We start from the raw sequence: 24,487 nt of genomic DNA, 5'->3' as shown, positions 1-24,487 counted from the left end.
AGCGCAAGCAGCGCGTTATCCCCACACAATCACAAGAGCAAGGAGATATTAACCATGCGTTATGCCCATCCCGGTACTGAAAGCTCGATCGTTACCTTCAAGTCCCAATATGGCAATTACATCGGTGGCGAATTCGTGCCGCCGGTCAAAGGCCAGTATTTTGAAAACACCTCGCCTATCACCGGCAAGCTGATCGCAACCTTTCCTCGCTCCACTGCCGAAGACATCGACAAAGCCCTGGATGCCGCCCACGCCGCTGCCGATGCGTGGGGCAAGACATCCGTTCAGGAACGCTCGCTGACCCTGCTGAAAATCGCCGACCGCATCGAGCAGAACCTTGAACTGCTGGCCGTGACCGAAACCTGGGACAACGGCAAGGCCGTGCGCGAAACCCTCAACGCCGACATCCCGCTGGCGGTCGACCACTTCCGTTATTTCGCGGGTGTTCTGCGTGCGCAAGAAGGCACCGCTGCTGAAATCGACGGCAACACCGTGGCCTACCATATTCATGAACCGCTGGGCGTGGTCGGTCAGATCATCCCGTGGAACTTCCCGCTGCTGATGGCCGCCTGGAAACTCGCGCCAGCCCTGGCCGCCGGTAACTGCATCGTGCTCAAGCCTGCCGAGCAAACCCCGCTGGGCATCGCGGTGCTGATGGAGCTGATCGGCGACCTGCTGCCGAAAGGCGTGCTGAACGTGGTGCAAGGTTTTGGCCGCGAAGCCGGTGAAGCCCTGGCCAGCAGTAAACGCATCGCGAAAATTGCGTTCACCGGTTCGACCCCGGTTGGCTCGCACATCATGAAACTGGCGGCGGACAGCATCATTCCGTCCACCGTGGAGCTGGGGGGCAAATCGCCAAACATCTACTTCGAAGACGTGATGAAAGCCGAACCGGAATTCATCGACAAAGCCGCAGAAGGTGTGGTCCTGGCGTTCTTCAACCAGGGCGAAGTCTGCACCTGTCCTTCCCGCTGCCTGGTTCAGGAGTCGATCTACCCGCAGTTCATGGAAGTGGTGATGAAGAAAGTCCTGAAGATCAAACGTGGCGACCCGCTGGACACCGAGACCATGGTCGGTGCACAGGCGTCGCAGCAGCAATTCGACAAGATCCTTTCTTACCTCGAAATCGCCCAGGGCGAAGGTGCCGAGCTGCTGACCGGCGGTAAGGTCGAGAAGCTGGAAGGCTCGCTTGCGACCGGCTACTACATCCAGCCGACGCTGCTCAAAGGCAACAACGCCATGCGCGTGTTCCAGGAAGAAATCTTCGGCCCAGTGGTCAGCGTGACCACCTTCAAGGATGAAGAAGAAGCCATTGCCATCGCCAACGACACTGAGTTTGGTCTGGGCGCTGGCGTGTGGACCCGCGACATCAATCGCGCCTACCGCGTAGGCCGCGCCATCAAGGCCGGTCGCGTGTGGACCAACTGTTACCACCTGTACCCGGCACACGCTGCGTTCGGCGGTTACAAAAAATCCGGCGTCGGCCGCGAAACCCACAAAGTCGCGCTTGAGCACTACCAACAGACCAAAAACCTGCTGGTGAGCTACGACATCAACCCGCTGGGCTTCTTCTGATTCGGCAATAGCGCTTCAAATGACGGCCTCTTCGGAGGCCGTTTTTTATCACGCCGCGTCACTCTCCTGTGGGAGCGAATTCATTCGCGAAAGGGCGGTACAGTCGATAAACCTCCATCGGCCAAACAATTTTTCGCGAATGAATTCGCTCCCACAGGGATCTACGGGTCCCGTCCACTCCCGCTTTTGGATTGCGCTTTCTAAACCGCTTAGGCACAGTCCAGATCGTCTGTCCCCGTGCCAGGCGCGTCCTCCCCCTTTCATGAATTGCAAATGAAGCTGAGGCCCAACCATGCGGATCATCCAAGCCACCCTGGAGCACCTGGACCTGTTGACCCCGTTATTCGTCAAATACCGTGAGTTTTACGGCGAACACCCCTTCCCCGATTCCTCCCGCGACTTTTTGCAAAAACGCCTGAGCCGCGACGAGTCGGTGATTTACCTGGCGCTGCCAGACGATGACGACAGCAAGCTGCTGGGCTTCTGTCAGCTGTACCCGAGTTATTCCTCCCTGTCCCTCAAACGCGTCTGGATCCTCAACGACATCTACGTCGCCGAAGACGCGCGCCGCCAGTTGGTGGCGGATCACCTGATGCAGAAAGCCAAGAAAATGGCCCGCGAAACCCAAGCGGTGCGCATGCGCGTGTCCACCAGCGCGAACAACGAAGTGGCGCAAAAGGTGTACGAGTCGATCGGTTTCAAGGAAGACACGCAGTTCAAGAACTACACCCTCCCGATCAATTGAATCGCACCTCGAATCTGTAGGAGCGCGCTTGCCCGAGATGGGCTGTCAGGCGACATCGCAGCGGTGGGTCGAATGCCATCGCGAGCACGCTCACTCCTACAGGGCGTCATATCCCATCACTACCAAATGTTTCGATCTGCATAAGGCGCTCGGCAACATCCCGTTTCTTCCCTCTATAATGCCGCCCCACATCAGCAGTACTTATCGACCTCGCACGTGACCCGGTCCGGGTCTCTCAATCAGGTGCCGTACATGGATTTCAACCCGCTTGACCTCATTCTTCATCTCGACGTCTACCTCGATATGCTGGTGACTAACTACGGCACCTGGGTCTACGCGATCCTGTTCCTGGTGATTTTTTGTGAGACGGGCCTTGTGGTCACCCCGTTCTTGCCGGGCGATTCACTGCTGTTCATCGCCGGCGCCGTTGCAGCCGGTGGCGGCATGGACCCTGTTCTGCTGGCCTGCCTGCTGATGGCGGCTGCGATCATCGGCGACAGCACCAACTACGTGATCGGCCGCACGGTCGGCGACAAACTGTTCAAGAACCCCAACTCGAAGATTTTCCGCCGCGACTACCTGACCAAGACCCATGAGTTCTACGAACGCCATGGCGGCAAGACCGTCACCCTTGCGCGTTTCCTGCCGATAATCCGCACTTTTGCCCCCTTCGTCGCAGGCCTGGGCAAGATGCACTATTTCCGTTTCCTGGGATTCAGCGTGCTGGGTTCGATCCTCTGGGTCGGCAGTCTGGTCACGCTGGGCTACTTCTTCGGCAACATCCCCTTCATCAAGAAAAACCTGACCCTGCTGGTGCTCGCGATCATCCTGATCTCGCTGCTGCCGATGATCATTGGCCTGATCCGCAGCCGCCGGGGCAATTCCGCCGCCGCGCGCTAAAAAACCATGTGGTCATTGGGCGGCTGGTTCAAACGTCGCACGCTGGCGCGGAACCCGATTGATCCGGACTTGTGGGACCGGGTTCGTCAGCGCTTGCCAATCCTCGACGGCCTGACCGCTGAAGAGGATCGCTACCTGCTCGACAGCTGCGTGCTGTTTCTCCACGCCAAACACCTCACCGCGCTGGAAGGCGTCGAGCTGGACGATGAGTCACGCCTGTTCCTGGCCGCTCAGGCGCAATTGCCACTGCTGGCGTTGGGGGATTTGAACTGGTATCAGGGCTTTCACGAAATCGTCCTGTATGGCGACGATTTCATCAGCCCGCAGCGACATCGCGACGCCAGCGGCATTGAACACGAGTGGGACGGCGAACACAGCGGCGAAGCCTGGTCGCAGGGCCCGGTGATTCTTGCATGGCCGGGTGTGCTGTCGAGTGGCGGCTGGGAGGCCTACAACCTGGTCATCCACGAGTTGGCGCATAAGCTCGACATGCTCAACGGCGACGCCAATGGTCATCCGCCTTTGCACAACGACATGCGCGTCGCCGACTGGGCGCGCGTGATGCAAGCCGCGTTTGATGACATGAATCGCCAGCTGGACGCCAACCCGGACACGGAAACCGCCATTGACCCTTACGCGGCCGAAAACCCTGCCGAGTTTTTTGCCGTCACCAGCGAATACTTCTTCAGTGCGCCGGACTTACTGGTTGAGGCCTATCCCGAGGTCTACGCCCAACTCAAGGCCTTCTATCGGCAGGACCCTCTGGTGCGACTTATGGCGCTTTCAGCTGGCACTTAAGTCGCAAATGCCGGTCTATCAGGCTTGTCACAACGTCCGGAAGACGCCCGCCACGCGTGGCATCGCTTCCGGAATGTGCCTATAATCCGGGCCACTTTTGGCGCTGGACGCCAGATTCTGAATGGTCAACCAAGGGGGGCAAAGCCCAATGAGCTACAGCAAGATTCCGGCCGGTAAAGACGTGCCGAATGACATCTACGTCGCAATCGAGATCCCGGCTAACCACGCGCCGATCAAATACGAAATCGACAAAGAAAGCGACGCTCTGTTCGTTGACCGTTTCATGGCCACCCCGATGTTTTACCCGGCCAACTACGGTTTCATTCCGAACACGTTGGCGGATGACGGTGACCCCCTCGACGTGCTGGTCGTGACCCCTTACCCGGTTGCGCCAGGCTCGGTCATCCGCGCCCGTCCAGTCGGCGTGCTGAACATGACCGACGACGGCGGCGGCGATGCCAAGGTCATCGCAGTCCCACACGACAAGCTGTCCCAGCTGTACGTCGACGTGAAGGAATACACCGACCTGCCACCGCTGCTGATCCAACAGATCGAGCACTTCTTCGCGAACTACAAAGATCTCGAAAAAGGCAAATGGGTCAAGATCGAAGGCTGGGCAGGCGCAGACGCCGCTCGTGAAGCCATCATCAAATCGGTCGCTGCCTACAAGGGCTGATCCGGTTTGCTACCTTCGAAGCGCCTGCCGCTTCGAAGGTGGCAACAACCTCCCTCTCGCGATACCCGCTACACCTCTCCCGATTGTCTCCCTATTTGTCTTTTTCTGTTTTTTTCGTCCGTCCGGCCGACAAAAATGTTTAAAACATTACTCCTTCAAACATTTTGTTTAGTGCATCAAACGGCACGGCTCTTTTCGGCAACAGAATTTTCAAGGATATTCGAAGTTGCGGCTCTATTCCGTACGCTCTCGGCCGAATGGCCCTAAGCCGCGCCATTCAAGCGCTCCAGGCATTGTTGAGCCACTGCAAAACAGTGAATGAATCCCCCTACAGAAACAGTCAAATGTCATAACTTAAATAATCCCCCACCTCTTTGACTGCCTGCGCATTTGAACACTTCGTTCATTTAAACAAACTTGAACCGCACGTAAACTTTGCGCCATGAATACATCAGGTGATCGACTACGCGTACTTCTGCGGGAGTGCCATCTCTCTGCAACGGACTTCGCCGCCAACCGCAAGGTAACGCCGCAACACGTGAACAACTGGTTCAAACGCGGCATCCCCATGGCGCGCATGGAAGAAGTGGCCGAACTGCTCAGCGTCAACGTACGCTGGCTGCGCAGCGGCGAAGGTCCAAAACACCCCGGGGAAGACTGCGGCAACATCGGACTGAACGTCCCGACTAGAACACGGCCCGAACGCACAGGTGCTCGCGATGAACTGGACATGCCGTTCTACAGCGAACTCATGACCCAGCCCCCCGGCCAGAGCAGCATCGGCGAAATCCATGGTCACAAAGTGCGCCTGGCGCGCCGCGTTCTCGATGCCATGGACGTCCAACTGCATAACGCCATCTGCGTCGCCATGGTCGGCAACAGCATGGCCGACAAGATTCAGGACGGCTCGCTCATCGGTGTAGACCGCGGCCGCATTAACGTCATCGACGGCGAAATTTACGCCCTCGAACACGACGGCATGCTCAGGGTGAAATACCTCTATCGTCTTCCCGGCGGTGGCTTGCGACTGCGCAGCCACAACGCCAGCGAATACCCCGATGAAATCTTCAGCGCCGAACAGATACAGGAACAACACATCCACATTCTCGGCTGGATCTTCTGGTGGTCCACCCTCAACAACCGCCGCCACCCCGCCACCCTGCCCTGACGGATAAAAAGCGGCGCCTGAAAGACCCGTGGCAGCGCACCAGGACTGGGCAGACAGAGCAAGAGTGAGTATCCTGCACGCCTTCGTTTCAACACCCACCGGCTACCCGCTAATGGGTGATCGACCAGACGCCGCCCTGTGCGACGCCTCGTCTACCTGACAAGCGCCTGCATGCAGCGCGCACTTTTGCGGATGGGTGCGGATAGCCAAAAACTAACCAAACCTGTCACCGAGAAGCCGGCCACAAGCCGGCTTTTTAATGCCCGAAGCCCCGAAGAAGCGGGGCCGTGTCGCCGCTGAAATCCCACATTCAGTCAGGCTGATGGTCCGGGGCTCTGTTGGCGGTGCCAAGCCATGTGCCAAGCCCTGTACGCCTCTGCTACTTCTTCCTTAGCCATTACCCCGCCCAGCCTTGGATACGCTCGCTGAATTTCCTCATCGGCGGGTTGAAAGTAAGGTCCTCCTTTGATTGAGCGCAGCGTGTCATTCGTGGCCTGGTCAAACGCAATCAAATCATTCAACTCAGTGGGCAGCCCCCGCCCCTCATAAGCGTCGTAAGCGGCCACTCCCAACGCATCATTGATGTGCGCCTGGACACCCCGGTCTCCGCGTTTGAAGAAATGGGCGTCCATCAGGACGTTTTCCCAATCTGTGATGCATTGCTGCAAGACGGGCTGTGGAGGAAGGGGCAGTTGAAGTTGCAGCGCGGTCTTGACGAGCTCGCCAATGTAGCGCGAGCGAAACCGTTCAAGGAATCCGTCGACGTCGTTGCGCTTGAGGCCGACGAAGAGCATCGCGTAACGAGTGTCGGTTTTCATCGCGAGCAAAATGTTGAATTTTCCGAACTTCGTCGCGTGCAATTGCCAGCGCTGGATATCGGCGGGGTCATGGCTATCGAATTCCAGCGATTCAGCAGCGGCCGCTGGCTGGACAGGGGTCACGACTTGACCTTTCACTTTCCCGGAGAAAAAGTCCCTGGCGGCTTGAGTACAGTCGAATATCAACATGAATAGTCACTGGCATTTGAAGTAGGACGGTCGCTAAGACTGACATGAAGCAGCGATTGCGCAAACATTCAAAGCTATAGGCCACTACGACCAAAGACCCCCACTCCTGCCCCCTAAAGAACCATTTAGCCCCCCTCTTCATGCTCCTAGGATGACCCTCACTTGATGAGTGGACCTCCGGCCTCCCGGCCAAATAACCATAAGAAGAGGATTAATCAATGAGCAGCACGTTCTTCATTCCGTCTGTGAACATGATGGGCATCGGCAGTCTCGACGAGGCGACAGACGCGATCCGCAAGTATGGGTTTCGTCACGCATTGATCGTGACCGACGCCGGGCTGGCCAAGGCAGGGGTCGCGGCGAAGGTGGCCGGGCTGCTGCAACGGCAGGATATCAATGCCACGATCTTCGACGGCGCCAAGCCCAACCCGACGGTCAGCAACGTGGAGAAAGGCCTGGAGCAACTGAAGCTCTGCGGCGCGGACTTCATCATTTCCCTCGGTGGCGGTTCGCCCCATGATTGCGCCAAAGGCATCGCGCTGGTCGCGGCCAACGGCGGGGAAATCAGCGATTACGAGGGCGTCGATCAATCTGCCAAGCCTCAGATGCCCCTGATCGCGATCAATACCACGGCCGGTACGGCCAGTGAGATGACCCGTTTCTGCATCATCACCGACGAAACCCGCCACGTGAAAATGGCCATCGTTGACCGCAACGTCACACCACTTCTGTCCGTGAACGACCCGTCGCTGATGGCTGCGATGCCGAAAGGCCTGACCGCCGCCACAGGCATGGATGCACTGACTCACGCCATCGAAGCCTACGTCTCGACGGCCGCAACGCCGATCACCGACGCCTGTGCGCTGAAAGCCGTCGAGCTGATTTCTGCCAACCTGCGCACCGCCGTCGCCAACGGCAGCGACATGCCCGCACGGGAAAACATGGCGTACGCGCAGTTCCTCGCGGGGATGGCGTTCAATAACGCGTCGCTGGGTTATGTGCACGCGATGGCGCACCAGTTGGGCGGCTTCTACGACCTGCCCCACGGCGTGTGCAACGCGGTGCTGCTGCCGCACGTGGAAAGCTTCAACGCCAGCGTCTGCCCGGCGCGCCTGAAAGATGTGGCCACGGCCATGGGCGTTGACACGCAGCGTCTGGACAACGAAGCCGGCGCCGCCGCTGCCATAGCGGCGATCCGCAAACTGTCGGGCGACATCGGCATTCCGGGTGGTCTGGGCGAACTGGGCGCCAAGGCCGACGACATCCCTACTCTGGCGGCCAACGCCATGAAGGATGCCTGTGGCTTCACCAACCCCCGTCCTGCGAACCAGGACCAGATCGAAGAGATTTTCCGCACAGCGATGTAAGCAGCCGATGCACTGATAAGGGGTCCGCATGGGCCCCTTATTCATTCTTTACATGATGCTCGCGCAGCTACTTGGGTCGCCGGGGTGCCAGCAATTCCGAACGGCCAATCTGAACACGTCACTTCATAGCCCCTGAACGCTGCTCCGCCAAGATGTCCTCAACCGTCCGTTAATGACCGGCCTTCACCAGTTTCAAGTCATACCCTGCTGCTTCGAGCAAGCGAACTAACGCTGAAACGCTCATATCGCCTTTGGCCAGGGTTTCCATGCGGGCCACGGTCGAGCGCGACACGCCCGCTCGGTTGGCGATGGCCTCCTGGCTAAGTTGAGCCTCACTGCGCGCGTGCTTGAGCATCTCGGCGATATCGAAAAGAGTGGACACGTTGTAGCCCTCAAGCATCAAAAACGTAGGTAACGCCTATTTTTGCAGCCCATGGGACACAACAATTCAAGACAAAGGGATGATCGAAACGCAAACCGGAAAAGCTGAGACTGTAGCCCGCGAGCATCAAACTCGATGCGAAGACGGTTTTTTGTAGCCCAAGAGCATCAATCCGCCTGCGGTTCGGCTTTTAGGATGTGCTCAAGAAACAGCCCCGCCGCTGTCGACAGTCCTTCTCTCGACCTCACGCAAACGCTCAATTCGCGACTCGCCCACGCTTCATCCAGACGCACCGCCTTTGCACCATCGAGTTTGTAAATCCCGACACTGCCCTCGGGCATGATGCCAATGCCGACGCCCGCCTGAACCATCAGGCAGAGCGCGTCGTAGCTGGAGACTTCCATGCGAATTTTCAGGGAGCGGCCAAGGTCATTGGCGGCTTTGATCAGTTGGAAGTTGAGGTGGGTGCCGCTGCGCAGAGTGACGTAAGGGTGGTCGAGGGTATCGTTGAAGTCGACGGTTTCGCGCTCGGCCAAAGGGTGGTCGTTGGGAACCAGCAGGACCAGCTGGTCGGTGCGGAACGGGAAGACTTCGATGTCGGCGCCGTGCGGCAACCGGGTAAAGATGCCGATGTCGGCGCGGTTTTCGGCGACGGCCTTGGTGATGGCCAGGCTTTGCTGTTCTTCGAGGCTGATGTTGATCAGCGGGTAGTCGGCCATGAAGGATTGAATCAGGCCGGGCATGAATTGGGTGATGGCCGAGATGTTGGCCAAAACGCTGACCGAGCCGCGCCGCCCGTGGGAGTAGTCGCGCATCTGCACGACGATTTCATTCAGATTGTTCAGGGCGCTGCGGGCCATGAACAGCAGCGACAGGCCCGCGTCGGTGGGGGTGATCCCTTTGTTGGTGCGGTTGAGCAGTCTGGAGTCGAGCAGCTCTTCCAGCTCGCTGAGCCGCTTGCTCACCGCCGCCGCTGCGATGTGTTCACGCTGGGCGGCGGCTGCGATGGTGCCTTCTTCGACGACACTGACGAAAAGGCGCAGCGAAACGGGATCAAGCTTCATGAGAGGTACCGGGCGTTGGCCTGCGTGGCCGCCATAGTACCTCGTCACGTCGTGGGTCAGAACTGGCCCGACAGCAGATGGCCAGCGTTCGGCACTTGGGCCTTGAGGCCGAGGCTTTTCAGGATCTGGTAGACCGTGGCGACGGACGCCGACAGCACCGGCTTGTCGAGACGATCCTGTACGACCTGAATCGCTGGAAGCGACGGCATTTGTACGCAGCACGACAGAACGACGCCATCGGCTTGTCCGATGTTGAGCTTGTCGGCGTGGGCCACCAGGTTCATCGGGTCCAGACGACCGACTTCGAGGTTGTCGGACACTTCCAGGCTGATGGAATCGACCACTTCAATGCCCGCCGCTTCGATGTAGTCGATGACCTGTTGGGTCAGGGGCTTCATGTACGGGGTGATGATCGAGATTTTCTTGTAGTTGAGCAGGTTGAGGCTGTCGATCAACGCGCCCGCCGAACTGAGCACCGGGGCGTTGGACTTGTTGCCGACAACGGTTTTGCCCAGACGCTCCTGCGAGACTTTGTGATAGCCCGCGCCCTGGCACATGATCGCCACCAGACAGGCATAAGCCATGACGTCCACCCGCGCATCGCTCAGTTCCAGCGCGCAACGGTCGCTGTCGATGTCCATCTTTTTCAGCTCTTCAGGGCTGACGTGCATCATGCGCATGCGCGAAGAGTGGAAGGTGAAATGCTCTTCCGGAAACAGACCGTAACGCGAGGTCAGCATCGCCGGAATTTCGGTCTCCATGGTGGTGTTGGAGCTGGGAACGATTTGGCCGATTCGAAAGTTTTTCATGGGTTCTCCTTTCAGTTCGCCGGCAACGACCGGGTAGGCGACCGATGTTAGGAGTGCGGGGTGGGGGCGTATATCAGGCATTGGCGAGCCTGCCATCGCGGATGGCGATGGCAGGCGGATGAGGTGAGCAGGGCGCGCCAGAGATTTCGGGCCGAACCCTACGCCCCTGTGGGAGCGAATTCATTCGCGAAAGATGGCCAGGCGACAGGGATGCATCGCCCGAACGCCCCTCTCGCGAATGAATTCGCTCCCACAGAAAGAGAGGCGTCAGAAAAGTCCACGGTTGATGTCAGGCGTTGGAGAGTTCACCGACAGGCTGCGCTGCCTCGGTTTTGTGGTTGCCCAGCATGGCTTTGGGAATCGACAGGATCAGGCCCGCGCTGACGAACAGACAGGCCCCCAGCACGTAGGTGCCGTTGTTGATGTTGCCTGTCAGGTTCTCGGCAACGGCCGTAATCATCGAACCGGTGAAGCCCGAGAGATTGCCAATGGCGTTGATCATGCCAATGCCCGCAGCGGCCGCGACACCTGACAGCACCGTGCCGGGCAAGGTCCAGTAGATCGGCATCAGGCTCAGCACGCCGGACGCCGACACGCTGAGGAAGACAATCGACAGCACGACGTTGTTGGCGAAATACGCACTGAGGATCAGCCCGATGCCACCGATGATCGCGGGAATCGCCGCGTGCAGCCGGCGCTCACCGGTCTTGTTGGAATGACGAGCATTGAGCGTCATGGCAATCACGGCGATGCCGTAGGGAATGGCCGTCAGCAGGCCGATGTCCAGCGGGTTGGAGATGCCAGCACTCTTGATGATCGACGGCATCCAGAACGCCAGGCCGTAGAAGCCGGTATTGAAGGTCAGCAGAATCAGCACCAGCAGCCACACTCGCCCGTTGAAAAACACCTCGCGCAAGCTCGACGCTTTACCTGTGCTATCGGTCTGCAGGTTGGCCTTGAGCATTGCCTTCTCTTGCGGGGACAGCCATTTGGCGGCGTCGATGTTGTTGGCCATGAACGCCAGCACCACGAAAGCCATGACCACGGAAGGAAGACCTTCGATGATCAGCAGCCACTGCCAGCCAGCCATGCCCTGCACGCCCTGCATTTTGGTCATCAGCCATCCGGAAATCACCCCGCCCAGTGTCAGACTGATCGGCATGGCCATCAGGAAGCCGGACATTACCCGGCTTTGACGACGGGTCGGGAACCAATAGTTGAGGTAAAGGATGACGCCGGGAAAGAAGCCTGCCTCACAGATGCCGAGCAGAAAACGCAGCACGTAAAACATGGTTTCCGACTCGATATGGAAAAACTTCGCCAATGGCACCGTGAAGGCAACGGCCATTGAAACGATGGCCCAACTCAGCATGATCCGAGCAATCCAGAACCGTGCGCCGAAGCGATGCAGCAAGAGGTTGCTCGGCACTTCGAAGATGAAATAGCCCCAGAAGAAGATGCTCGCGCCCAATGCATAGATCGTGTTGCTGAATTGCAGGTCGTTGAGCATGTCCAGCTTGGCGAAGCCGATGTTCACACGATCGAGGTACGCCGCCATGTAGCACAGCAGCAGGACGGGAAGGATGCGCAGAATGACTTTGCGGTAAGTGCGATCTTCAAAGCTGGCTTGCCCGGCGCCCGAGGATTCGGGCAGGCGATCAGATGCGGTTGCCATGGTGGGACCTCCAGGCACTGAACGCGCCTGTATTGTTGTTATGGGGGTCAAGACACGAGCGGATGGTACTGACAACCGACAGATGAAGAATAATGAGATGTTTCCATTGATCGATAACCCGAGGTTATCGACTCACGCCCGAGCATTCTTTGTATGTGCCAGCAGGATTTCGGCAAACTCTGACGCAGCGCCGAGCAGCGGTTCACCTTTGCGGGTCAGGATTCCGTAGTCCTGCGGCGCCAGCTTCAAAGGAGTGTTCAGCACCTTCAGCAGGCCGCTTTCCAGATGGGGCTGGGCCATCGGCGCGGGCAACATGGCGATCATCGGCCCCGATTGCAGCACTTGAAGGAAGGTCTGCATCGAAATGGTGTCGATGGTGTTTCTCGGCAGCGGAATGCCAGCCTTGGCAAAGGCCTGCTCCATTCGCGCCCGGATCGGCGTGCCCACCGGGTAGAGAATCCAGGGCCAGTTTCCCAATTCCTCAAGTGGCGTTTCTTTCAACGCGTTCAGCGGATGCCGACTGTTGACGACCATGCAGAACGGCTCGGGCGCCAACGCCTTGAAGTCATACACTTGCTGTTGGTTCTCATCGGTGTATCGAGCCACGGCCAAGTCAAGTTTCTTGTCGTCGAGCATTTCCATCAGGTGGTCGCTGGTTTGTTCCACGATCTCGATTGAGAGCAAGGGCCAGCGCTGCTTCAACTGCACGATCGCGCTGGGCAGCACGACGGCGGTGGCAGCGAAGATCGCGCCCACTTTCAAAAACCCGTGACCGCCTTCGCGCAGACTGCTGATCTGGTCGACGAACTTGTTCGCGTCATTCAACGCAATTTGCGCGTAACGCACGACGTGTTCACCCAACGCCGTGGGCGGCATGTTGCGCGGCAGTCGCTCGAAGAGGTCGAATCCCAACAACCGCTCGATTTCACGGAGCATCTTGCTGACGGCAGGTTGGCTGAGGTTCATGTGCAAGGCGGCGGCGTGCATGTTACGGGTCCGCGCCAAGGTGTCGATCAACACCAGATGCTTGAATTTGAGCCAGTTACAGACTGTCTGAAAGGACAGATCGGACATGGGAGCAGCCTCAATTTTCGATAACCCAGTGTTATCGATAATTGAGCAGATGTCATTGGAGTTTATCGCCGTCGCTGATTAGGGTCGGTAGCAAAAGCACAAGAACCTTCGAGGACTGCCATGCCTATTCAACTGACTCCCGAGAACACGCTGCCTGCTGATGGCCTCAGCGGCACATTGATTGGTCGGGCCTGGGTGCCCGGCAAGGTCAGCGGACCCTCACCCGTGGTTTTGCGCAGCGACGGGGTGTTTGACCTGTCCGAACGCTTCGCTACGTTGAGCGAGTTGTTAGAGGCGCAATCCCCCCTCCAGGCGGTGCGTGAAACCCAAGGCAGGTTGATTGCCAGCCTCGAAGACCTGCTCGCCAATTCCACCGCCACACCTGACCTCGACAAAGCCTTTCTGCTGGCACCGGCCGACTTGCAGGTGATCAAGGCCGCGGGTGTGACGTTCGCCGCCAGCATGATTGAGCGCGTCATTGAAGAGCAGGCTGCGGGCGACCCGGCCAAGGCCGAAAGCGTACGGGCAATCGTGCAAGGCGCCATCGGCGATAACTTGCGCAACATCAGGCCAGGCTCCGATCAGGCAAAAAACCTCAAAGCACTGCTGATCGAGCAGAAAATGTGGTCGCAATACCTGGAGGTCGGCATCGGCCCTGATGCCGAGATTTTCACGAAAGCGCCCGTATTGGCATCCGTGGCCAGCGGCAGCCAAATCGGCATTCATCCGAAATCGGAATGGAACAATCCAGAGCCTGAAGTGGTGCTGGCGGTGAACAGTCGCGGGCAAATTCATGGCGCAACCCTCGGCAACGACGTCAATTTGCGTGACTTCGAAGGTCGCAGCGCATTGCTGCTCAGCAAAGCCAAGGACAACAACGCGTCCTGCGCGATCGGCCCGTTCATTCGATTGTTCGACGAGACGTTTTCGATGGACGACGTGCGCCATTGCGTGGTCGACCTGCGCGTCAAAGGTGAAGACGGCTACGTTCTCAAGGGCTCCAGTTCCATGTCGCAGATCAGCCGCGACCCGGAAGACATCGCGGCCCAGACCCTCAACGCGAATCACCAGTACCCGGACGGTTTCCTGCTGTTTCTCGGCACCCTTTTCGCCCCCACCGAAGACCGGGATACCGTCGGCAGCGGTTTTACCCACAAATTGTTGGATCAGGTCAGCATCAGCAGCCGGTTGCTCGGCGGCCTGCATAACGAAGTCACCCACAGCAGCCACGCAACGCCGTGGACGTTCGGGGTCGGCGCGCTGTTTCACAACCTGGCGGCGCGGGGATTACTGTCGCGTTAATTCGCGCGCTGACGTCATGCTGTAGTCGTGTTGCCAGATATTCCAATGACAAGAGAAGCCCGAACCATGTCCGAATCACCCAAACGCCCCCTGCGCAGCCAGCAATGGTTCGATGACCCCTCCCACGCCGACATGACGGCGCTCTACGTCGAGCGTTACATGAATTACGGTTTGACCCGGGAAGAACTGCAATCCGGACGCCCAATCATTGGCATCGCACAAACCGGCAGTGATCTGGCCCCTTGCAATCGTCATCATCTGGAACTCGCGCAACGCGTGAAGGCGGGGATTCGAGACGCGGGCGGTATCCCGATGGAATTTCCGGTGCACCCAATGGCCGAACAGACCCGTCGCCCGACGGCGGCGCTGGACCGCAACCTCGCGTACTTGGGTCTGGTCGAAATTCTCCATGGCTATCCGCTGGACGGGGTCGTGCTGACCACCGGCTGCGACAAAACCACCCCGGCCTGCCTGATGGCCGCAGCCACCACTGACCTGCCGGCAATCGTCTTGTCTGGCGGCCCGATGCTCGATGGCCGTCACAAGGGCGAGTTGATCGGCTCTGGCACCGTGCTCTGGCATGCGCGCAATCTGCTGTCGGCGGGCGAGATCAACTACGAAGGTTTCATGGAAATGACCACCGCCGCGTCGCCATCGGTGGGTCACTGCAACACCATGGGCACGGCGCTGTCGATGAACGCGCTGGCCGAAGCGCTGGGCATGTCGTTGCCCGGCTGCGCGAGCATTCCGGCTCCGTATCGCGAGCGGGGCCAGATGGCGTACCTCACGGGCAAACGCATCTGCGATTTAGTGCGTGAAGACGTGCGGCCTTCGCAGATCATGACCCGTGAAGCTTTTGAAAACGCGATTGCCGTGGCGTCGGCCTTGGGCGCGTCGAGCAACTGCCCACCGCATTTGATCGCCATCGCCCGCCATATGGGGGTCGAACTGAGTCTGGATGACTGGCAGCGCATCGGTGAGGACATTCCGCTATTGGTGAACTGCATGCCGGCGGGGAAATACCTGGGCGAAGGGTTCCATCGTGCGGGCGGCGTGCCGGCAGTGATGCACGAACTGCAAAAAGCCGGAAAACTGCATGAGGACTGTGGCTCGGTGTCGGGCAAAACCATTGGCGAGATCGTGCGTAACACACTTGCCCACGACGCCGACGTGATTCGCCCCTACGACGATCCACTCAAGCACCGTGCGGGGTTCATCGTGTTGAGCGGCAACTTCTTCGACAGCGCGATCATGAAGATGTCAGTGGTCGGCGAGGCGTTTCGCAAGACGTATCTGTCCGAGCCGGGCGCAGAGAACAGCTTCGAAGCGCGCGCCATCGTCTTCGAAGGGCCAGAGGACTACCACGAGCGCATCAATGACCCGGCGCTTGAGATTGATGAGCGCTGCATTCTGGTGATTCGTGGCGCAGGCACCGTGGGTTATCCGGGGAGTGCCGAGGTGGTGAACATGGCCCCTCCCGCCGAACTGATCAAGCGCGGCATCGACTCCTTGCCGTGCCTGGGAGATGGCCGCCAGAGCGGCACTTCGGCCAGCCCTTCCATCCTGAACATGTCGCCTGAAGCAGCGGTGGGCGGCGGCTTGGCGCTGTTGAAAACCAATGACCGGCTGCGGGTGGACTTGAACAACCGCAGCGTGAATGTGTTGGTCAGCGATGAAGAAATGGCCGAGCGCCGCGCGCATTTCGAACCGAAAATGCCTGCATCCCAAACGCCGTGGCAGGAGTTGTATCGCCAGTTGGTGGGGCAATTGTCGACAGGGGGGTGTCTGGAACCCGCGACGTTGCACTTGAGGGTGATTGCCAGAAGCGGCGAGCCACGGCATTCGCATTGACCTGCTCGCTGACACCCTGATCGCGTGGAAAGGCAAAACCTGTGGGATCGAATGCATTCGTGAAAGATGGATCAGGCCGCCGAAAGGCATTGACCGTGCGGCCCCTTCGCGAATGAATTCGCTCCTACAGGAAGTCCGTGTTTGCCCAGTGACAGCATGAGCACTGCGCTTACAACAACGTCGGCAACCCGCTTTCAGACTCCGCAAACCGGCTCTTCAACATCGAATACAACTGCTGCACCGCCGGGGAATATTGCTGGCGGTGGGGATAGACGAAGTTCAAGGGCGCGGGCTCGCCGTGATAATCGGGGAGCAGCAACTCCAGCCTTCCCGCCAGCACATCCTCGCGCACATCGACCCACGATTTGTAAGCGATGCCCTCCCCCGCCACCGCCCAACGACGAACCAGATCGGCATCGTCGGTCAGCAGCGGCCCCGTGACCGTGAACACCCGCCCGCCCACCGGCCATTTGTCATAAACCCGGCCATGAATGATGTACAGCAGGCAGTCGTGCTGCAGCAGATCACCGGACGCCGCAGGCCGCCCCTTGCGCGCCAGATAATCAGGGGAGGCCACCAATACGCGGCGATTCCAGGGGGCCAGCGGCAGCGCAATGTAATTGGCGTCTTCGATCACGCCGCTGCGAATCGCCACGTCCACCGGATCGCGGAAAATATCGGCCACTTGATCGGAGACGAAGAGGCGCAGGTTCAACGAAGGATGTTGCCGACGAAACCCGGTCAGCCATTCCAGCATCACGTTGCGCCCCAAATCCGACGGCATGGACACTTGCAGCGTGCCTTGCAGCTCGGCACTTTCGCGGCGCAGTTTTTCGCGCCCTTCTTTCAACGCATCGAGCACCGTTCGTGCGGTCGGCAGGTATTGCTCGCCCTCTGCCGTGAGGCGCAGGCTGCGGGTCGAACGGGCGAACAGACGAATGTCCAGTTCGCGCTCCAGGCGTTTGATCGCCGCCGCCACTTGCCCAGGCAGCAGATCAACCTCCCGTGCGGCATTGGAAAAACTGCCCAGCGCGGCAGTTCGAACGAACAGCGTAAGATCGTCGATGCGGATCATTTTCACTCCAGCTGTGAAAGTGTTGGTGCAGTGTGCCGGTTTTTCTTTTCGGTAGAGAAGAACAAGATGCGCCCATCGACCTGAACATTCATTTGCATTCATAAAGAGACCGCCATGAAAGCCATCGCCTTTACCCAACACGGCCTGCCCATCGAAGACCCAAAATCGCTGATGGACATGGACCTGCCTAAACCTGTCCCCGGCCCACGGGACCTGCTGGTGGAAGTGCGCGCCCTGTCCGTGAATCCGGTCGACACCAAAGTCCGCGCAGGTTCGGCGACCACCGAACCGAAAGTCGTCGGCTGGGATGCCGTCGGCGTCGTGCGGGAAACCGGCAGCGACGTCACGCTGTTCAAGGCAGGTGACGAAGTGTTCTACGCGGGCTCCATCGCCCGGCCCGGCAACTACAGCGAATTCCATTTGGTGGACGAGCGCATCGTCGGTCGCAAACCGGAAAGTATCGACAACGCCCACGCCGCCGCGCTGCCGCTGACGTCGATCACCGCGTGGGAACTGCTGTTCGACCGCCTGGGCGTGAAAGAAGGCGGGGGCGAAGGCGACAGCCTGTTGATCATCGGCGCGGGCGGCGGTGTGGGTTCGATCCTTGTTCAACTGGCGCGTCAACTGACCAAATTGACCGTGATCGGTACCGCGTCGCGCCCGGAAACCCAGGAATGGGTCAAAGACCTCGGCGCCCATCACGTGATTGATCACAGCCAGCCGCTGGTGGCGCAACTGGAGAAAATCGGCGTCGGCCAGGTCAGCCATGTCGCCAGCCTCACCCACACTGACAGTTACTTTCCACAACTGATCGAGGCACTGCGCCCGCAGGGGAAACTGGCGCTGATTGACGACCCGAAAGCCCTCGATGTGATGCCGATGAAGCGCAAAGCGCTGTCGTTGCACTGGGAGTTGATGTTCACTCGCTCGCTGTTCGAAACGCCAGATATGATCGCCCAGCACGAATTGCTTGACCGGGTTTCGAGCCTGATCGACCAAGGCGTGCTGAAAACCACGCTGGGCGAGCACTTCGGCACCATCAACGCCGAGAACCTGCGCCGCGCCCACGCCGTGATCGAAAGCGGCAAAGCCAAGGGCAAGGTCGTTCTCGAAGGTTTTTAAGCCCTCGTTCGGAGGGCATCCGCTGTGGCAGCATGGTTTTCGGCGGTGGCCGCCTCAAACAGGCCACCACCGGCAGGCCATGCTGCAGGGCGATCACCCTCCCACTGTGGGAGCGAATTCATTCGCGAAAAGCCGGTGCAGGCGGCACATCTCCATCGCCCGGACGCTCCTTCGCGAATAAATTCGCTCCCACAGGGGTATCAGCGCACGGCTTACTGGCGACGACGATCTCAAGCACGCCACCACCGGCAATCCATGCTGCTACAGCTACAATGTCGGCGCCCACAATGTTCGGTGGCATGCTCATATCGCGTGATTGTCGCGGCAATAGACCGGTGCTGAACGCCCTCCGCCCGGCACCTCTCATTTGCCCCAATGCCCTCGCTCTGCTAGTGTCGCGCCGGTTTAACGTCTACCGGGATAGCCGCCATGGCCCGCAAGAAAGCTGCACTGGATTTCGAACAGTCCCTCACGGATTTGCAAACGCTGGTCGAGCGTCTGGAGAACGGCGAGCTGTCGCTGGAAGACTCGTTGACCGCCTTCGAACAAGGCATCCGTCTGACCCGCGAGTGTCAGAGCGCGCTGGCGCAGGCCGAGCAGAAGGTGCAAGTGTTGCTGGAACGCGATGGCGAACTGGCCGAGGAACCCTTCGACGCGGAACAGCCAGAATGATTGCCGAGTATCAGGCCCTCAGTCAGGCACGCGTCAATGCGGCGCTGGACAGCCTGTTCAACGCCCCTTCTCCTGAACTGAACCGTCTTTACGAAGCCATGCGCTACAGCGTCACCAACGGCGGCAAGCGCGTGCGCCCGCTGCTGGTGTACGCAGCCTGTGAAGCGCTCGGTGGCAACGCCGAACACGCCAACGGTGCGGCCTGCGCCGTCGAGCTGATCCACGCGTATTCGCTGGTGCACGACGACCTGCCCGCCATGGACGACGACGATCTGCGTCGCGGCCTGCCGACCACCCACAAAGCGTTCGACGAAGCCTGTGCCATCCTCGCCGGTGACGGTCTGCAAAGCCTGGCGTTCAGCGTGCTGAGCGACAGCAAACTCACTCCGCAGGACGCCGAGACCCGCCTGAAAATGGTCGCCACCCTCGCCCACGCCGCAGGCCCGGCGGGCATGGTTGGCGGACAGGCCATCGATCTTGGCTCGGTCGGCCTCAAGCTGGACCAGACCGCGCTGGAAATCATGCACCGGCATAAAACCGGGGCGCTGATCGAAGCGAGCGTTCGTCTCGGTGCGCTGGCCAGCGGTCATGCCAGCCAGGTGCAACTCGACTCGCTGCAAATCTACGCCCGCGCCATCGGCCTGGCGTTTCAGGTGCAGGACGACATTCTCGACGTCGAAAGCGATACCGCGACCCTCGGCAAGCGCCAGGGCGCCGACATCGCTCGCGACAAGCCGACCTACCCGGCGCTGCTCGGCCTGGAAGAAGCCAAACATTACGCGCTGGAGCTCCGCGATCAGGCGCTGGTGGCGCTGCGACCTTTCGACGCGGCCGCCGAGCCATTGCGTGCGTTGGCGCGCTATATCGTTGAACGTCGTAACTGACAGGCTATCCGCCATACACGCCACCCTGCGGCAGCACGGCATGCCAGCGGCAATGATCCTGCGGACACGACCGCCAGCAAGCCACGCGGCTGCAGCGGGATGTGCCGTTTGAACCTGCCGATTTGAGCACCCATCGATTGCGTTTCATGGGCAGCTCGCGATGCATCAGGTAAACTGCCGCCTCTTTTACTTATAACGATTCGCCTGATGCCCACGACGTTCAAAGAGATTCCCCGCGAGCGCCCGTCCACGCCACTGCTCGACAAGGCAGCGACGCCGGACGGCCTGCGCCGGTTAGGTGAAGCCGAGCTCGAAGCCCTGGCTGACGAACTGCGCCTGGAGCTGCTCTACACCGTTGGCCAGACCGGCGGGCACTTCGGTGCCGGCCTTGGCGTCATTGAGCTGACCGTGGCCCTGCACTACGTCTTCGACACCCCCGACGACCGGCTGGTCTGGGACGTTGGCCATCAGGCGTACCCGCACAAGATCCTCACCGGTCGCCGCGAGCAGATGTCGACCCTGCGCCAGAAAGGCGGTGTGGCCGCCTTCCCGCGTCGCAGTGAGAGCGAGTACGACACCTTTGGCGTCGGTCACTCCAGCACCTCCATCAGCGCCGCGCTGGGCATGGCCGTTGCCAATCGCCTGCAAGGCAACGGTCGCAAGGCCATCGCCGTGATCGGTGACGGCGCGCTGACGGCAGGCATGGCCTTTGAGGCGTTGAACCACGCCCCCGAAGTCAACGCCGACATGCTGGTGATCCTCAACGACAACGACATGTCGATCTCGCGCAACGTCGGCGGGCTGTCGAATTACCTGGCGAAGATTCTGTCCAGCCGCACCTACGCCAGCATGCGCGAAGGCAGCAAGAAAGTGCTGTCGCGTCTGCCCGGCGCGTGGGAAATCGCCCGCCGCACCGAAGAATACGCCAAGGGCATGCTGGTTCCCGGCACCCTGTTCGAAGAGCTGGGCTGGAACTACATCGGCCCTATCGACGGCCACGACCTGCCGACGCTGATCGCCACCCTGCGCAACATGCGTGACCTCAAAGGCCCGCAGTTTCTGCATGTGGTCACCAAAAAGGGCAAGGGGTTCGCCCCGGCCGAGGTCGATCCGATCGGCTATCACGCGATCACCAAGCTCGACCCGGTCAACGCCCCTGTCGCGCCGAAAAAGGCCAGTGGGCCGAAGTATTCCGGTGTGTTTGGTCAGTGGTTGTGCGACATGGCTGCCGCAGATGAGCGCTTGGTCGGCATCACCCCGGCCATGAAAGAAGGCTCGGACCTGGTCGAATTCAGCGAGCGCTTCCCGGAGCGGTATTTCGATGTGGCCATTGCCGAGCAGCATGCGGTGACGCTGGCGGCAGGCATGGCCTGCGAAGGCACCAAGCCCGTCGTGGCGATTTATTCGACCTTCCTGCAGCGCGGATACGATCAACTGATCCACGACGTCGCAGTGCAGAACCTCGACGTGCTGTTCGCCATCGACCGCGCCGGTCTGGTGGGCGAAGACGGCCCGACCCACGCGGGCAGCTTCGATCTGTCGTACCTGCGTTGCATCCCCGGCATGCTGGTGATGACGCCGAGTGACGAGAACGAACTGCGCAAAATGCTCAGCACCGGCCACTTGTTCAACGGCCCTGCGGCGGTGCGCTATCCACGCGGCACCGGCCCGAATGCCGTGATCGACAACGGCCTGGAGCCGCTTGAAATCGGCAAGGGCATCGTCCGCCGTCAAGGCAGCAAAGTCGCCATGCTGGTGTTCGGCGTGCAACTGGCCGAGGCATTGGTCGTTGCGGAAAAAATCGACGCGACGGTGGTCGACATGCGTTTCGTCAAACCGCTGGACGAGGCAATGGTCCGCGAAATGGCAGCCCGTCACGACCTGCTGGTGACCATTGAAGAAAACGCCATCATGGGTGGCGCGGGGGCGGCGGTGAGCGAGTTCCTGGCACGGGAGAACATTCTCAGGTCCGTGCTGCACCTGGGCCTGCCGGACAGCTACGTCGAACACGCCAAACCGGCGCAGATGCTCGCGGAATGCGGGCTGGACGCGGACGGGATCGAAGCGTCGATCAATGCACGTCTAGCAAAGATCTAAACGCCATACGCTCCCCGGCCATCTGACACCCTGCTAATTCAGGATGCCAGATGATCTGTGGGAGCGAATTCATTCGCGATGCGGTATCTCTGTCGATAGAGATGCGTCGCCTGTACCGGCCTCTCGCGAATGAATTCGCTCCCACAGACTTTGCCCTCGAAATAACATGAATATCTCTCGCGTCGGTCTTCTTCTATCTCTGCTGCCATCCGCCCACGCCTTCGCCGATACCCCCAACCGCGAAGACGCCCTGAAACTCCCCGACGTGCTCATCAGCGCCAATCGCCAAGTCGAGCAGCGCGACGCCAGCACGGCGGCGAACACGGTGTTCACCCGAGCCGACATCGAACGCCTGCAACCCACCAGCGTCACTGACCTGCTGAACCGGGTGCCTGGTGTGCAGGTGGCGCAGAGCGGTGGGCGCGGCAGTCTGCCGGGGATTTACATTCGCGGGACCAAGGCCGCGCAGAGCCTGGTGCTGGTCGATGGCCAGCGCATCGCCAACGCCACGTCTGCGGATAGCGCGCTGCAATACCTCAACGTCGACCAGATCGAACGGGTGGAAGTGCTACGCGGTTCACGCTCGGTGGTGTACGGGGCCGATGCCATCGGTGGGGTGATCCAGATATTCACCCGGCGTGGCGCCGAACAAGGCCTGCAAGCGCGGTTGCACACGGGTTTCGGCAATCGCGGCACGTCGCAGAACAGTCTGGGGCTGTCCGGCGGCGACGAGCGCACCCATTTCAACCTGAGCACCAGCCTCGACGAGACCAACGGCATCGACCGCACCGGCCCGTCCTTCGCCAGTGACGCTGATCACGACGCCTACCGTAATAAGTCTTACAGCCTGAACCTCAGCCACTGGCTGAACGATGACGTGGAAATCGGCGTTAACGTGCTGGATAACAAGGGCAAGACCGAATTCGACAACCCGTTCGGTCTGTTCGACCCGATCACTTTCAACAGCGTCGGGCAACAGCAATACAGCGATTTTGAGTTGAGCAGCTTGGGTACGTACCTGGATGCGCGGATTAACGAGCGCTGGAAAACCCGTCTCGAAGTGGGCCACAGCGAAAATCGCGAGAAGACTGCCGATAAGCTCAGCGACGATCGTTACGTCTTTAACACCTACCGCGATTCGGTGAACTGGCAGAACGACCTGACCCTCGACGATCGCAACAGCCTGATGCTCGGCGCGGACGGGTATGAGGATCGCGTCAACAGCAGCACGGCGTTCGACGAAGACAGTCGCTGGAACCGCGCCGTGTTCGTTCAACACCGCTTCAAAGGCGACGGGTTTTCCACTGAGCTGGGGCTGCGTCACGACAAGAACCAGCAATTCGGCAGCCAGAACACATGGAGCGGCGCGCTGACGATCCCGCTCAACGACGCCAATGATGTGCTTTTTTCCTACACCGAAGGCTTTCGGGCGCCGACGTTCAACGACCTGTATTACCCCGGTTTCAGTAACCCGAAGCTTAAGCCCGAGCACTCGAAAAGCTACGAGGTCCAATGGCGCAGCCGGTTGAGCGAGACCAGCAAGCTGGAAGCGTCGCTGTACCGTACGGACCTGAAAGACGCCATCGCACTGGACGCCGACTTCACCCCGCAGAACATCGGCTCGGCGCGAATCAACGGGTTTGAGGCGTCGCTGGAGCAACAACTGTTCGGCTGGACGGGCAAGCTCGGCGCTTCGCTCATCGACCCGGAAGATCGCGACACCGGTCACACCCTCAATCGCCGTGCGCGCCGAACGCTGAACCTGGACCTTGACCGTCAGTTCGACCGGCTTGGCGTCGGCGCAAGTTGGCAGGCGGTAAGCAGCAGCTACAACGACGAAGCCAACACCCAGAACATCGGCGGCTACGCCCTGTTCGGTCTGCGCAGCAGCTGGAAGGCCAGCCGTGACGTGAAGCTGGAATTCAAACTGGATAACGCACTCGACAAACGCTACAGCCGCACGCTGTACAGCTTTGACGGCAGCAATTATGGCTATCACGAAGAAGGCCGAACGTGGATGTTCGGCGTGACGTGGACGCCGGAGCTGTAACCGCCCCTAACAGCCCGCTCGCCAACGGTGACGCGGGTTTGCTTTTGATTCTGGTCGCAGGCGGGCTGCCGATGCGGATCTGCTTTTGATTCTGCCGAAGGCGGGCTGCCGATGCGGATCTGCTTTTGATTCTGCCGAAGGCGGGCTGCCGATGCGGATCTGCTTTTGATTCTGCCGAAGGCGGGCTGCCGATG

General features: G+C 59.8%; 21 protein-coding genes. 14 read left to right on the top strand and 7 right to left on the bottom strand.

The annotated features are described in order from the left end of the window. The first annotated feature begins 54 nt into the window (after window positions 1-54). The 6 genes from ACIQAL_RS26035 (at window position 55) to ACIQAL_RS26010 (ending at window position 5,862) form a co-directional block, all read left to right on the top strand. On the top strand, window positions 55-1,575 hold the full coding sequence (locus ACIQAL_RS26035) for an aldehyde dehydrogenase family protein (RefSeq protein ID WP_401150462.1): 1,521 nt from the start codon (window positions 55-57) through the stop codon (window positions 1,573-1,575). Between the two features lie 292 nt (window positions 1,576-1,867). Next, window positions 1,868-2,320, top strand: coding sequence for an N-acetyltransferase (locus ACIQAL_RS26030; protein WP_166597460.1), 453 nt, complete (start codon window positions 1,868-1,870; stop codon window positions 2,318-2,320). 252 nt (window positions 2,321-2,572) lie between these two features. Then, the gene (locus ACIQAL_RS26025; protein ID WP_401150461.1) at window positions 2,573-3,220 is read left to right on the top strand and encodes a DedA family protein; all 648 of its coding nucleotides are present in this window, start codon (window positions 2,573-2,575) and stop codon (window positions 3,218-3,220) included. Window positions 3,221-3,226: 6 nt separating this feature from the next. After that, the gene (locus tag ACIQAL_RS26020; RefSeq protein ID WP_401150460.1) at window positions 3,227-4,018 is read left to right on the top strand and encodes a zinc-dependent peptidase; all 792 of its coding nucleotides are present in this window, start codon (window positions 3,227-3,229) and stop codon (window positions 4,016-4,018) included. A 148-nt stretch (window positions 4,019-4,166) separates the two neighbouring features. After that, window positions 4,167-4,694, top strand: a complete 528-nt coding sequence (gene ppa, locus ACIQAL_RS26015; RefSeq protein ID WP_401150459.1) for an inorganic diphosphatase — start codon at window positions 4,167-4,169, stop codon at window positions 4,692-4,694. A gap of 442 nt (window positions 4,695-5,136) precedes the next feature. Beyond that, window positions 5,137-5,862 (top strand): helix-turn-helix transcriptional regulator, encoded by a 726-nt coding sequence (locus ACIQAL_RS26010; protein ID WP_401150458.1) that lies wholly within the window; start codon window positions 5,137-5,139, stop codon window positions 5,860-5,862. 314 nt (window positions 5,863-6,176) lie between these two features. Here ACIQAL_RS26010 and ACIQAL_RS26005 read toward each other — a convergent pair whose 3' ends face one another. Then, window positions 6,177-6,869: a DUF6933 domain-containing protein gene (locus tag ACIQAL_RS26005; protein ID WP_401150456.1), complete on the bottom strand. Its 693-nt coding sequence runs from the start codon at window positions 6,867-6,869 to the stop codon at window positions 6,177-6,179. Between the two features lie 218 nt (window positions 6,870-7,087). On the opposite strand from ACIQAL_RS26005, the gene yiaY reads away from it, so the two are divergent. Further along, window positions 7,088-8,236, top strand: coding sequence for an L-threonine dehydrogenase (yiaY, locus tag ACIQAL_RS26000; RefSeq protein WP_401150455.1), 1,149 nt, complete (start codon window positions 7,088-7,090; stop codon window positions 8,234-8,236). Window positions 8,237-8,405: 169 nt separating this feature from the next. On the opposite strand, the gene ACIQAL_RS25995 is transcribed toward yiaY, so the two are convergent. The 5 genes from ACIQAL_RS25995 to ACIQAL_RS25975 all read right to left on the bottom strand — a co-directional run bounded on the left by ACIQAL_RS25995 (window position 8,406) and on the right by ACIQAL_RS25975 (window position 13,240). Further along, the gene (locus ACIQAL_RS25995) at window positions 8,406-8,618 is read right to left on the bottom strand and encodes a helix-turn-helix domain-containing protein (RefSeq protein ID WP_401150454.1); all 213 of its coding nucleotides are present in this window, start codon (window positions 8,616-8,618) and stop codon (window positions 8,406-8,408) included. Between the two features lie 167 nt (window positions 8,619-8,785). Further along, window positions 8,786-9,682 (bottom strand): LysR family transcriptional regulator, encoded by an 897-nt coding sequence (locus ACIQAL_RS25990; RefSeq protein WP_401150452.1) that lies wholly within the window; start codon window positions 9,680-9,682, stop codon window positions 8,786-8,788. Window positions 9,683-9,738: 56 nt separating this feature from the next. Then, entirely contained in the window at window positions 9,739-10,491 is a 753-nt protein-coding gene (locus tag ACIQAL_RS25985) for an Asp/Glu racemase (RefSeq protein WP_166597450.1), read from the bottom strand. Between the two features lie 289 nt (window positions 10,492-10,780). After that, the gene (locus ACIQAL_RS25980; protein ID WP_401150450.1) at window positions 10,781-12,166 is read right to left on the bottom strand and encodes an MFS transporter; all 1,386 of its coding nucleotides are present in this window, start codon (window positions 12,164-12,166) and stop codon (window positions 10,781-10,783) included. A gap of 132 nt (window positions 12,167-12,298) precedes the next feature. Further along, complete coding sequence (locus tag ACIQAL_RS25975; protein ID WP_401150449.1) at window positions 12,299-13,240, bottom strand: LysR family transcriptional regulator; 942 nt, start codon at window positions 13,238-13,240, stop codon at window positions 12,299-12,301. 120 nt (window positions 13,241-13,360) lie between these two features. On the opposite strand from ACIQAL_RS25975, the gene ACIQAL_RS25970 reads away from it, so the two are divergent. Next, on the top strand, window positions 13,361-14,542 hold the full coding sequence (locus tag ACIQAL_RS25970; RefSeq protein ID WP_401150448.1) for a fumarylacetoacetate hydrolase family protein: 1,182 nt from the start codon (window positions 13,361-13,363) through the stop codon (window positions 14,540-14,542). Window positions 14,543-14,608: 66 nt separating this feature from the next. Continuing rightward, the gene (locus tag ACIQAL_RS25965) at window positions 14,609-16,393 is read left to right on the top strand and encodes an IlvD/Edd family dehydratase (RefSeq protein WP_166597446.1); all 1,785 of its coding nucleotides are present in this window, start codon (window positions 14,609-14,611) and stop codon (window positions 16,391-16,393) included. A 169-nt stretch (window positions 16,394-16,562) separates the two neighbouring features. On the opposite strand, the gene ACIQAL_RS25960 is transcribed toward ACIQAL_RS25965, so the two are convergent. Next, window positions 16,563-17,468: a LysR substrate-binding domain-containing protein gene (locus tag ACIQAL_RS25960; protein WP_401150446.1), complete on the bottom strand. Its 906-nt coding sequence runs from the start codon at window positions 17,466-17,468 to the stop codon at window positions 16,563-16,565. A 114-nt stretch (window positions 17,469-17,582) separates the two neighbouring features. Between ACIQAL_RS25960 and ACIQAL_RS25955 the strand changes: the two genes are divergently transcribed. The 5 genes from ACIQAL_RS25955 to ACIQAL_RS25935 all read left to right on the top strand — a co-directional run bounded on the left by ACIQAL_RS25955 (window position 17,583) and on the right by ACIQAL_RS25935 (window position 24,293). After that, the gene (locus ACIQAL_RS25955; protein ID WP_401150445.1) at window positions 17,583-18,590 is read left to right on the top strand and encodes a zinc-binding alcohol dehydrogenase family protein; all 1,008 of its coding nucleotides are present in this window, start codon (window positions 17,583-17,585) and stop codon (window positions 18,588-18,590) included. A gap of 429 nt (window positions 18,591-19,019) precedes the next feature. Continuing rightward, window positions 19,020-19,262, top strand: coding sequence for an exodeoxyribonuclease VII small subunit (locus ACIQAL_RS25950; protein WP_062384761.1), 243 nt, complete (start codon window positions 19,020-19,022; stop codon window positions 19,260-19,262). Continuing rightward, a complete protein-coding gene (gene ispA / locus ACIQAL_RS25945; RefSeq protein WP_401150444.1) occupies window positions 19,259-20,146 on the top strand; it encodes a (2E,6E)-farnesyl diphosphate synthase in 888 nt (295 codons plus the stop codon). The genes ACIQAL_RS25950 and ispA overlap by 4 nt, the downstream gene beginning before the upstream one ends. Before the next feature lie 207 nt (window positions 20,147-20,353). Beyond that, window positions 20,354-22,243: a 1-deoxy-D-xylulose-5-phosphate synthase gene (dxs, locus tag ACIQAL_RS25940; RefSeq protein WP_401150443.1), complete on the top strand. Its 1,890-nt coding sequence runs from the start codon at window positions 20,354-20,356 to the stop codon at window positions 22,241-22,243. Between the two features lie 166 nt (window positions 22,244-22,409). Continuing rightward, the gene (locus tag ACIQAL_RS25935) at window positions 22,410-24,293 is read left to right on the top strand and encodes a TonB-dependent receptor domain-containing protein (RefSeq protein WP_401150441.1); all 1,884 of its coding nucleotides are present in this window, start codon (window positions 22,410-22,412) and stop codon (window positions 24,291-24,293) included. Window positions 24,294-24,487: the final 194 nt, after the last annotated feature.

It is taken from the genome of Pseudomonas sp. NPDC088368 (assembly GCF_044753445.1).
In the GTDB taxonomy this organism is placed as follows: domain Bacteria; phylum Pseudomonadota; class Gammaproteobacteria; order Pseudomonadales; family Pseudomonadaceae; genus Aquipseudomonas; species Aquipseudomonas bambusae.
This window is presented reverse-complemented; position numbering and strand designations above follow the sequence as displayed.

What these genes read in the sequence shown, in the direction of transcription:
- ACIQAL_RS26035 (WP_401150462.1), top strand. Translation starts at nt 55, where the DNA reads ATGCGTTATGCCCATCCCGGTACTGAAAGCTCGATCGTTACCTTCAAG.
- ACIQAL_RS26030 (WP_166597460.1), top strand. Translation starts at nt 1,868, where the DNA reads ATGCGGATCATCCAAGCCACCCTGGAGCACCTGGACCTGTTGACCCCG.
- ACIQAL_RS26025 (WP_401150461.1), top strand. Translation starts at nt 2,573, where the DNA reads ATGGATTTCAACCCGCTTGACCTCATTCTTCATCTCGACGTCTACCTC.
- ACIQAL_RS26020 (WP_401150460.1), top strand. Translation starts at nt 3,227, where the DNA reads ATGTGGTCATTGGGCGGCTGGTTCAAACGTCGCACGCTGGCGCGGAAC.
- ppa (WP_401150459.1), top strand. Translation starts at nt 4,167, where the DNA reads ATGAGCTACAGCAAGATTCCGGCCGGTAAAGACGTGCCGAATGACATC.
- ACIQAL_RS26010 (WP_401150458.1), top strand. Translation starts at nt 5,137, where the DNA reads ATGAATACATCAGGTGATCGACTACGCGTACTTCTGCGGGAGTGCCAT.
- ACIQAL_RS26005 (WP_401150456.1), bottom strand. Translation starts at nt 6,869, where the DNA reads ATGTTGATATTCGACTGTACTCAAGCCGCCAGGGACTTTTTCTCCGGG.
- yiaY (WP_401150455.1), top strand. Translation starts at nt 7,088, where the DNA reads ATGAGCAGCACGTTCTTCATTCCGTCTGTGAACATGATGGGCATCGGC.
- ACIQAL_RS25990 (WP_401150452.1), bottom strand. Translation starts at nt 9,682, where the DNA reads ATGAAGCTTGATCCCGTTTCGCTGCGCCTTTTCGTCAGTGTCGTCGAA.
- ACIQAL_RS25985 (WP_166597450.1), bottom strand. Translation starts at nt 10,491, where the DNA reads ATGAAAAACTTTCGAATCGGCCAAATCGTTCCCAGCTCCAACACCACC.
- ACIQAL_RS25980 (WP_401150450.1), bottom strand. Translation starts at nt 12,166, where the DNA reads ATGGCAACCGCATCTGATCGCCTGCCCGAATCCTCGGGCGCCGGGCAA.
- ACIQAL_RS25975 (WP_401150449.1), bottom strand. Translation starts at nt 13,240, where the DNA reads ATGTCCGATCTGTCCTTTCAGACAGTCTGTAACTGGCTCAAATTCAAG.
- ACIQAL_RS25970 (WP_401150448.1), top strand. Translation starts at nt 13,361, where the DNA reads ATGCCTATTCAACTGACTCCCGAGAACACGCTGCCTGCTGATGGCCTC.
- ACIQAL_RS25965 (WP_166597446.1), top strand. Translation starts at nt 14,609, where the DNA reads ATGTCCGAATCACCCAAACGCCCCCTGCGCAGCCAGCAATGGTTCGAT.
- ACIQAL_RS25960 (WP_401150446.1), bottom strand. Translation starts at nt 17,468, where the DNA reads ATGATCCGCATCGACGATCTTACGCTGTTCGTTCGAACTGCCGCGCTG.
- ACIQAL_RS25955 (WP_401150445.1), top strand. Translation starts at nt 17,583, where the DNA reads ATGAAAGCCATCGCCTTTACCCAACACGGCCTGCCCATCGAAGACCCA.
- ACIQAL_RS25950 (WP_062384761.1), top strand. Translation starts at nt 19,020, where the DNA reads ATGGCCCGCAAGAAAGCTGCACTGGATTTCGAACAGTCCCTCACGGAT.
- ispA (WP_401150444.1), top strand. Translation starts at nt 19,259, where the DNA reads ATGATTGCCGAGTATCAGGCCCTCAGTCAGGCACGCGTCAATGCGGCG.
- dxs (WP_401150443.1), top strand. Translation starts at nt 20,354, where the DNA reads ATGCCCACGACGTTCAAAGAGATTCCCCGCGAGCGCCCGTCCACGCCA.
- ACIQAL_RS25935 (WP_401150441.1), top strand. Translation starts at nt 22,410, where the DNA reads ATGAATATCTCTCGCGTCGGTCTTCTTCTATCTCTGCTGCCATCCGCC.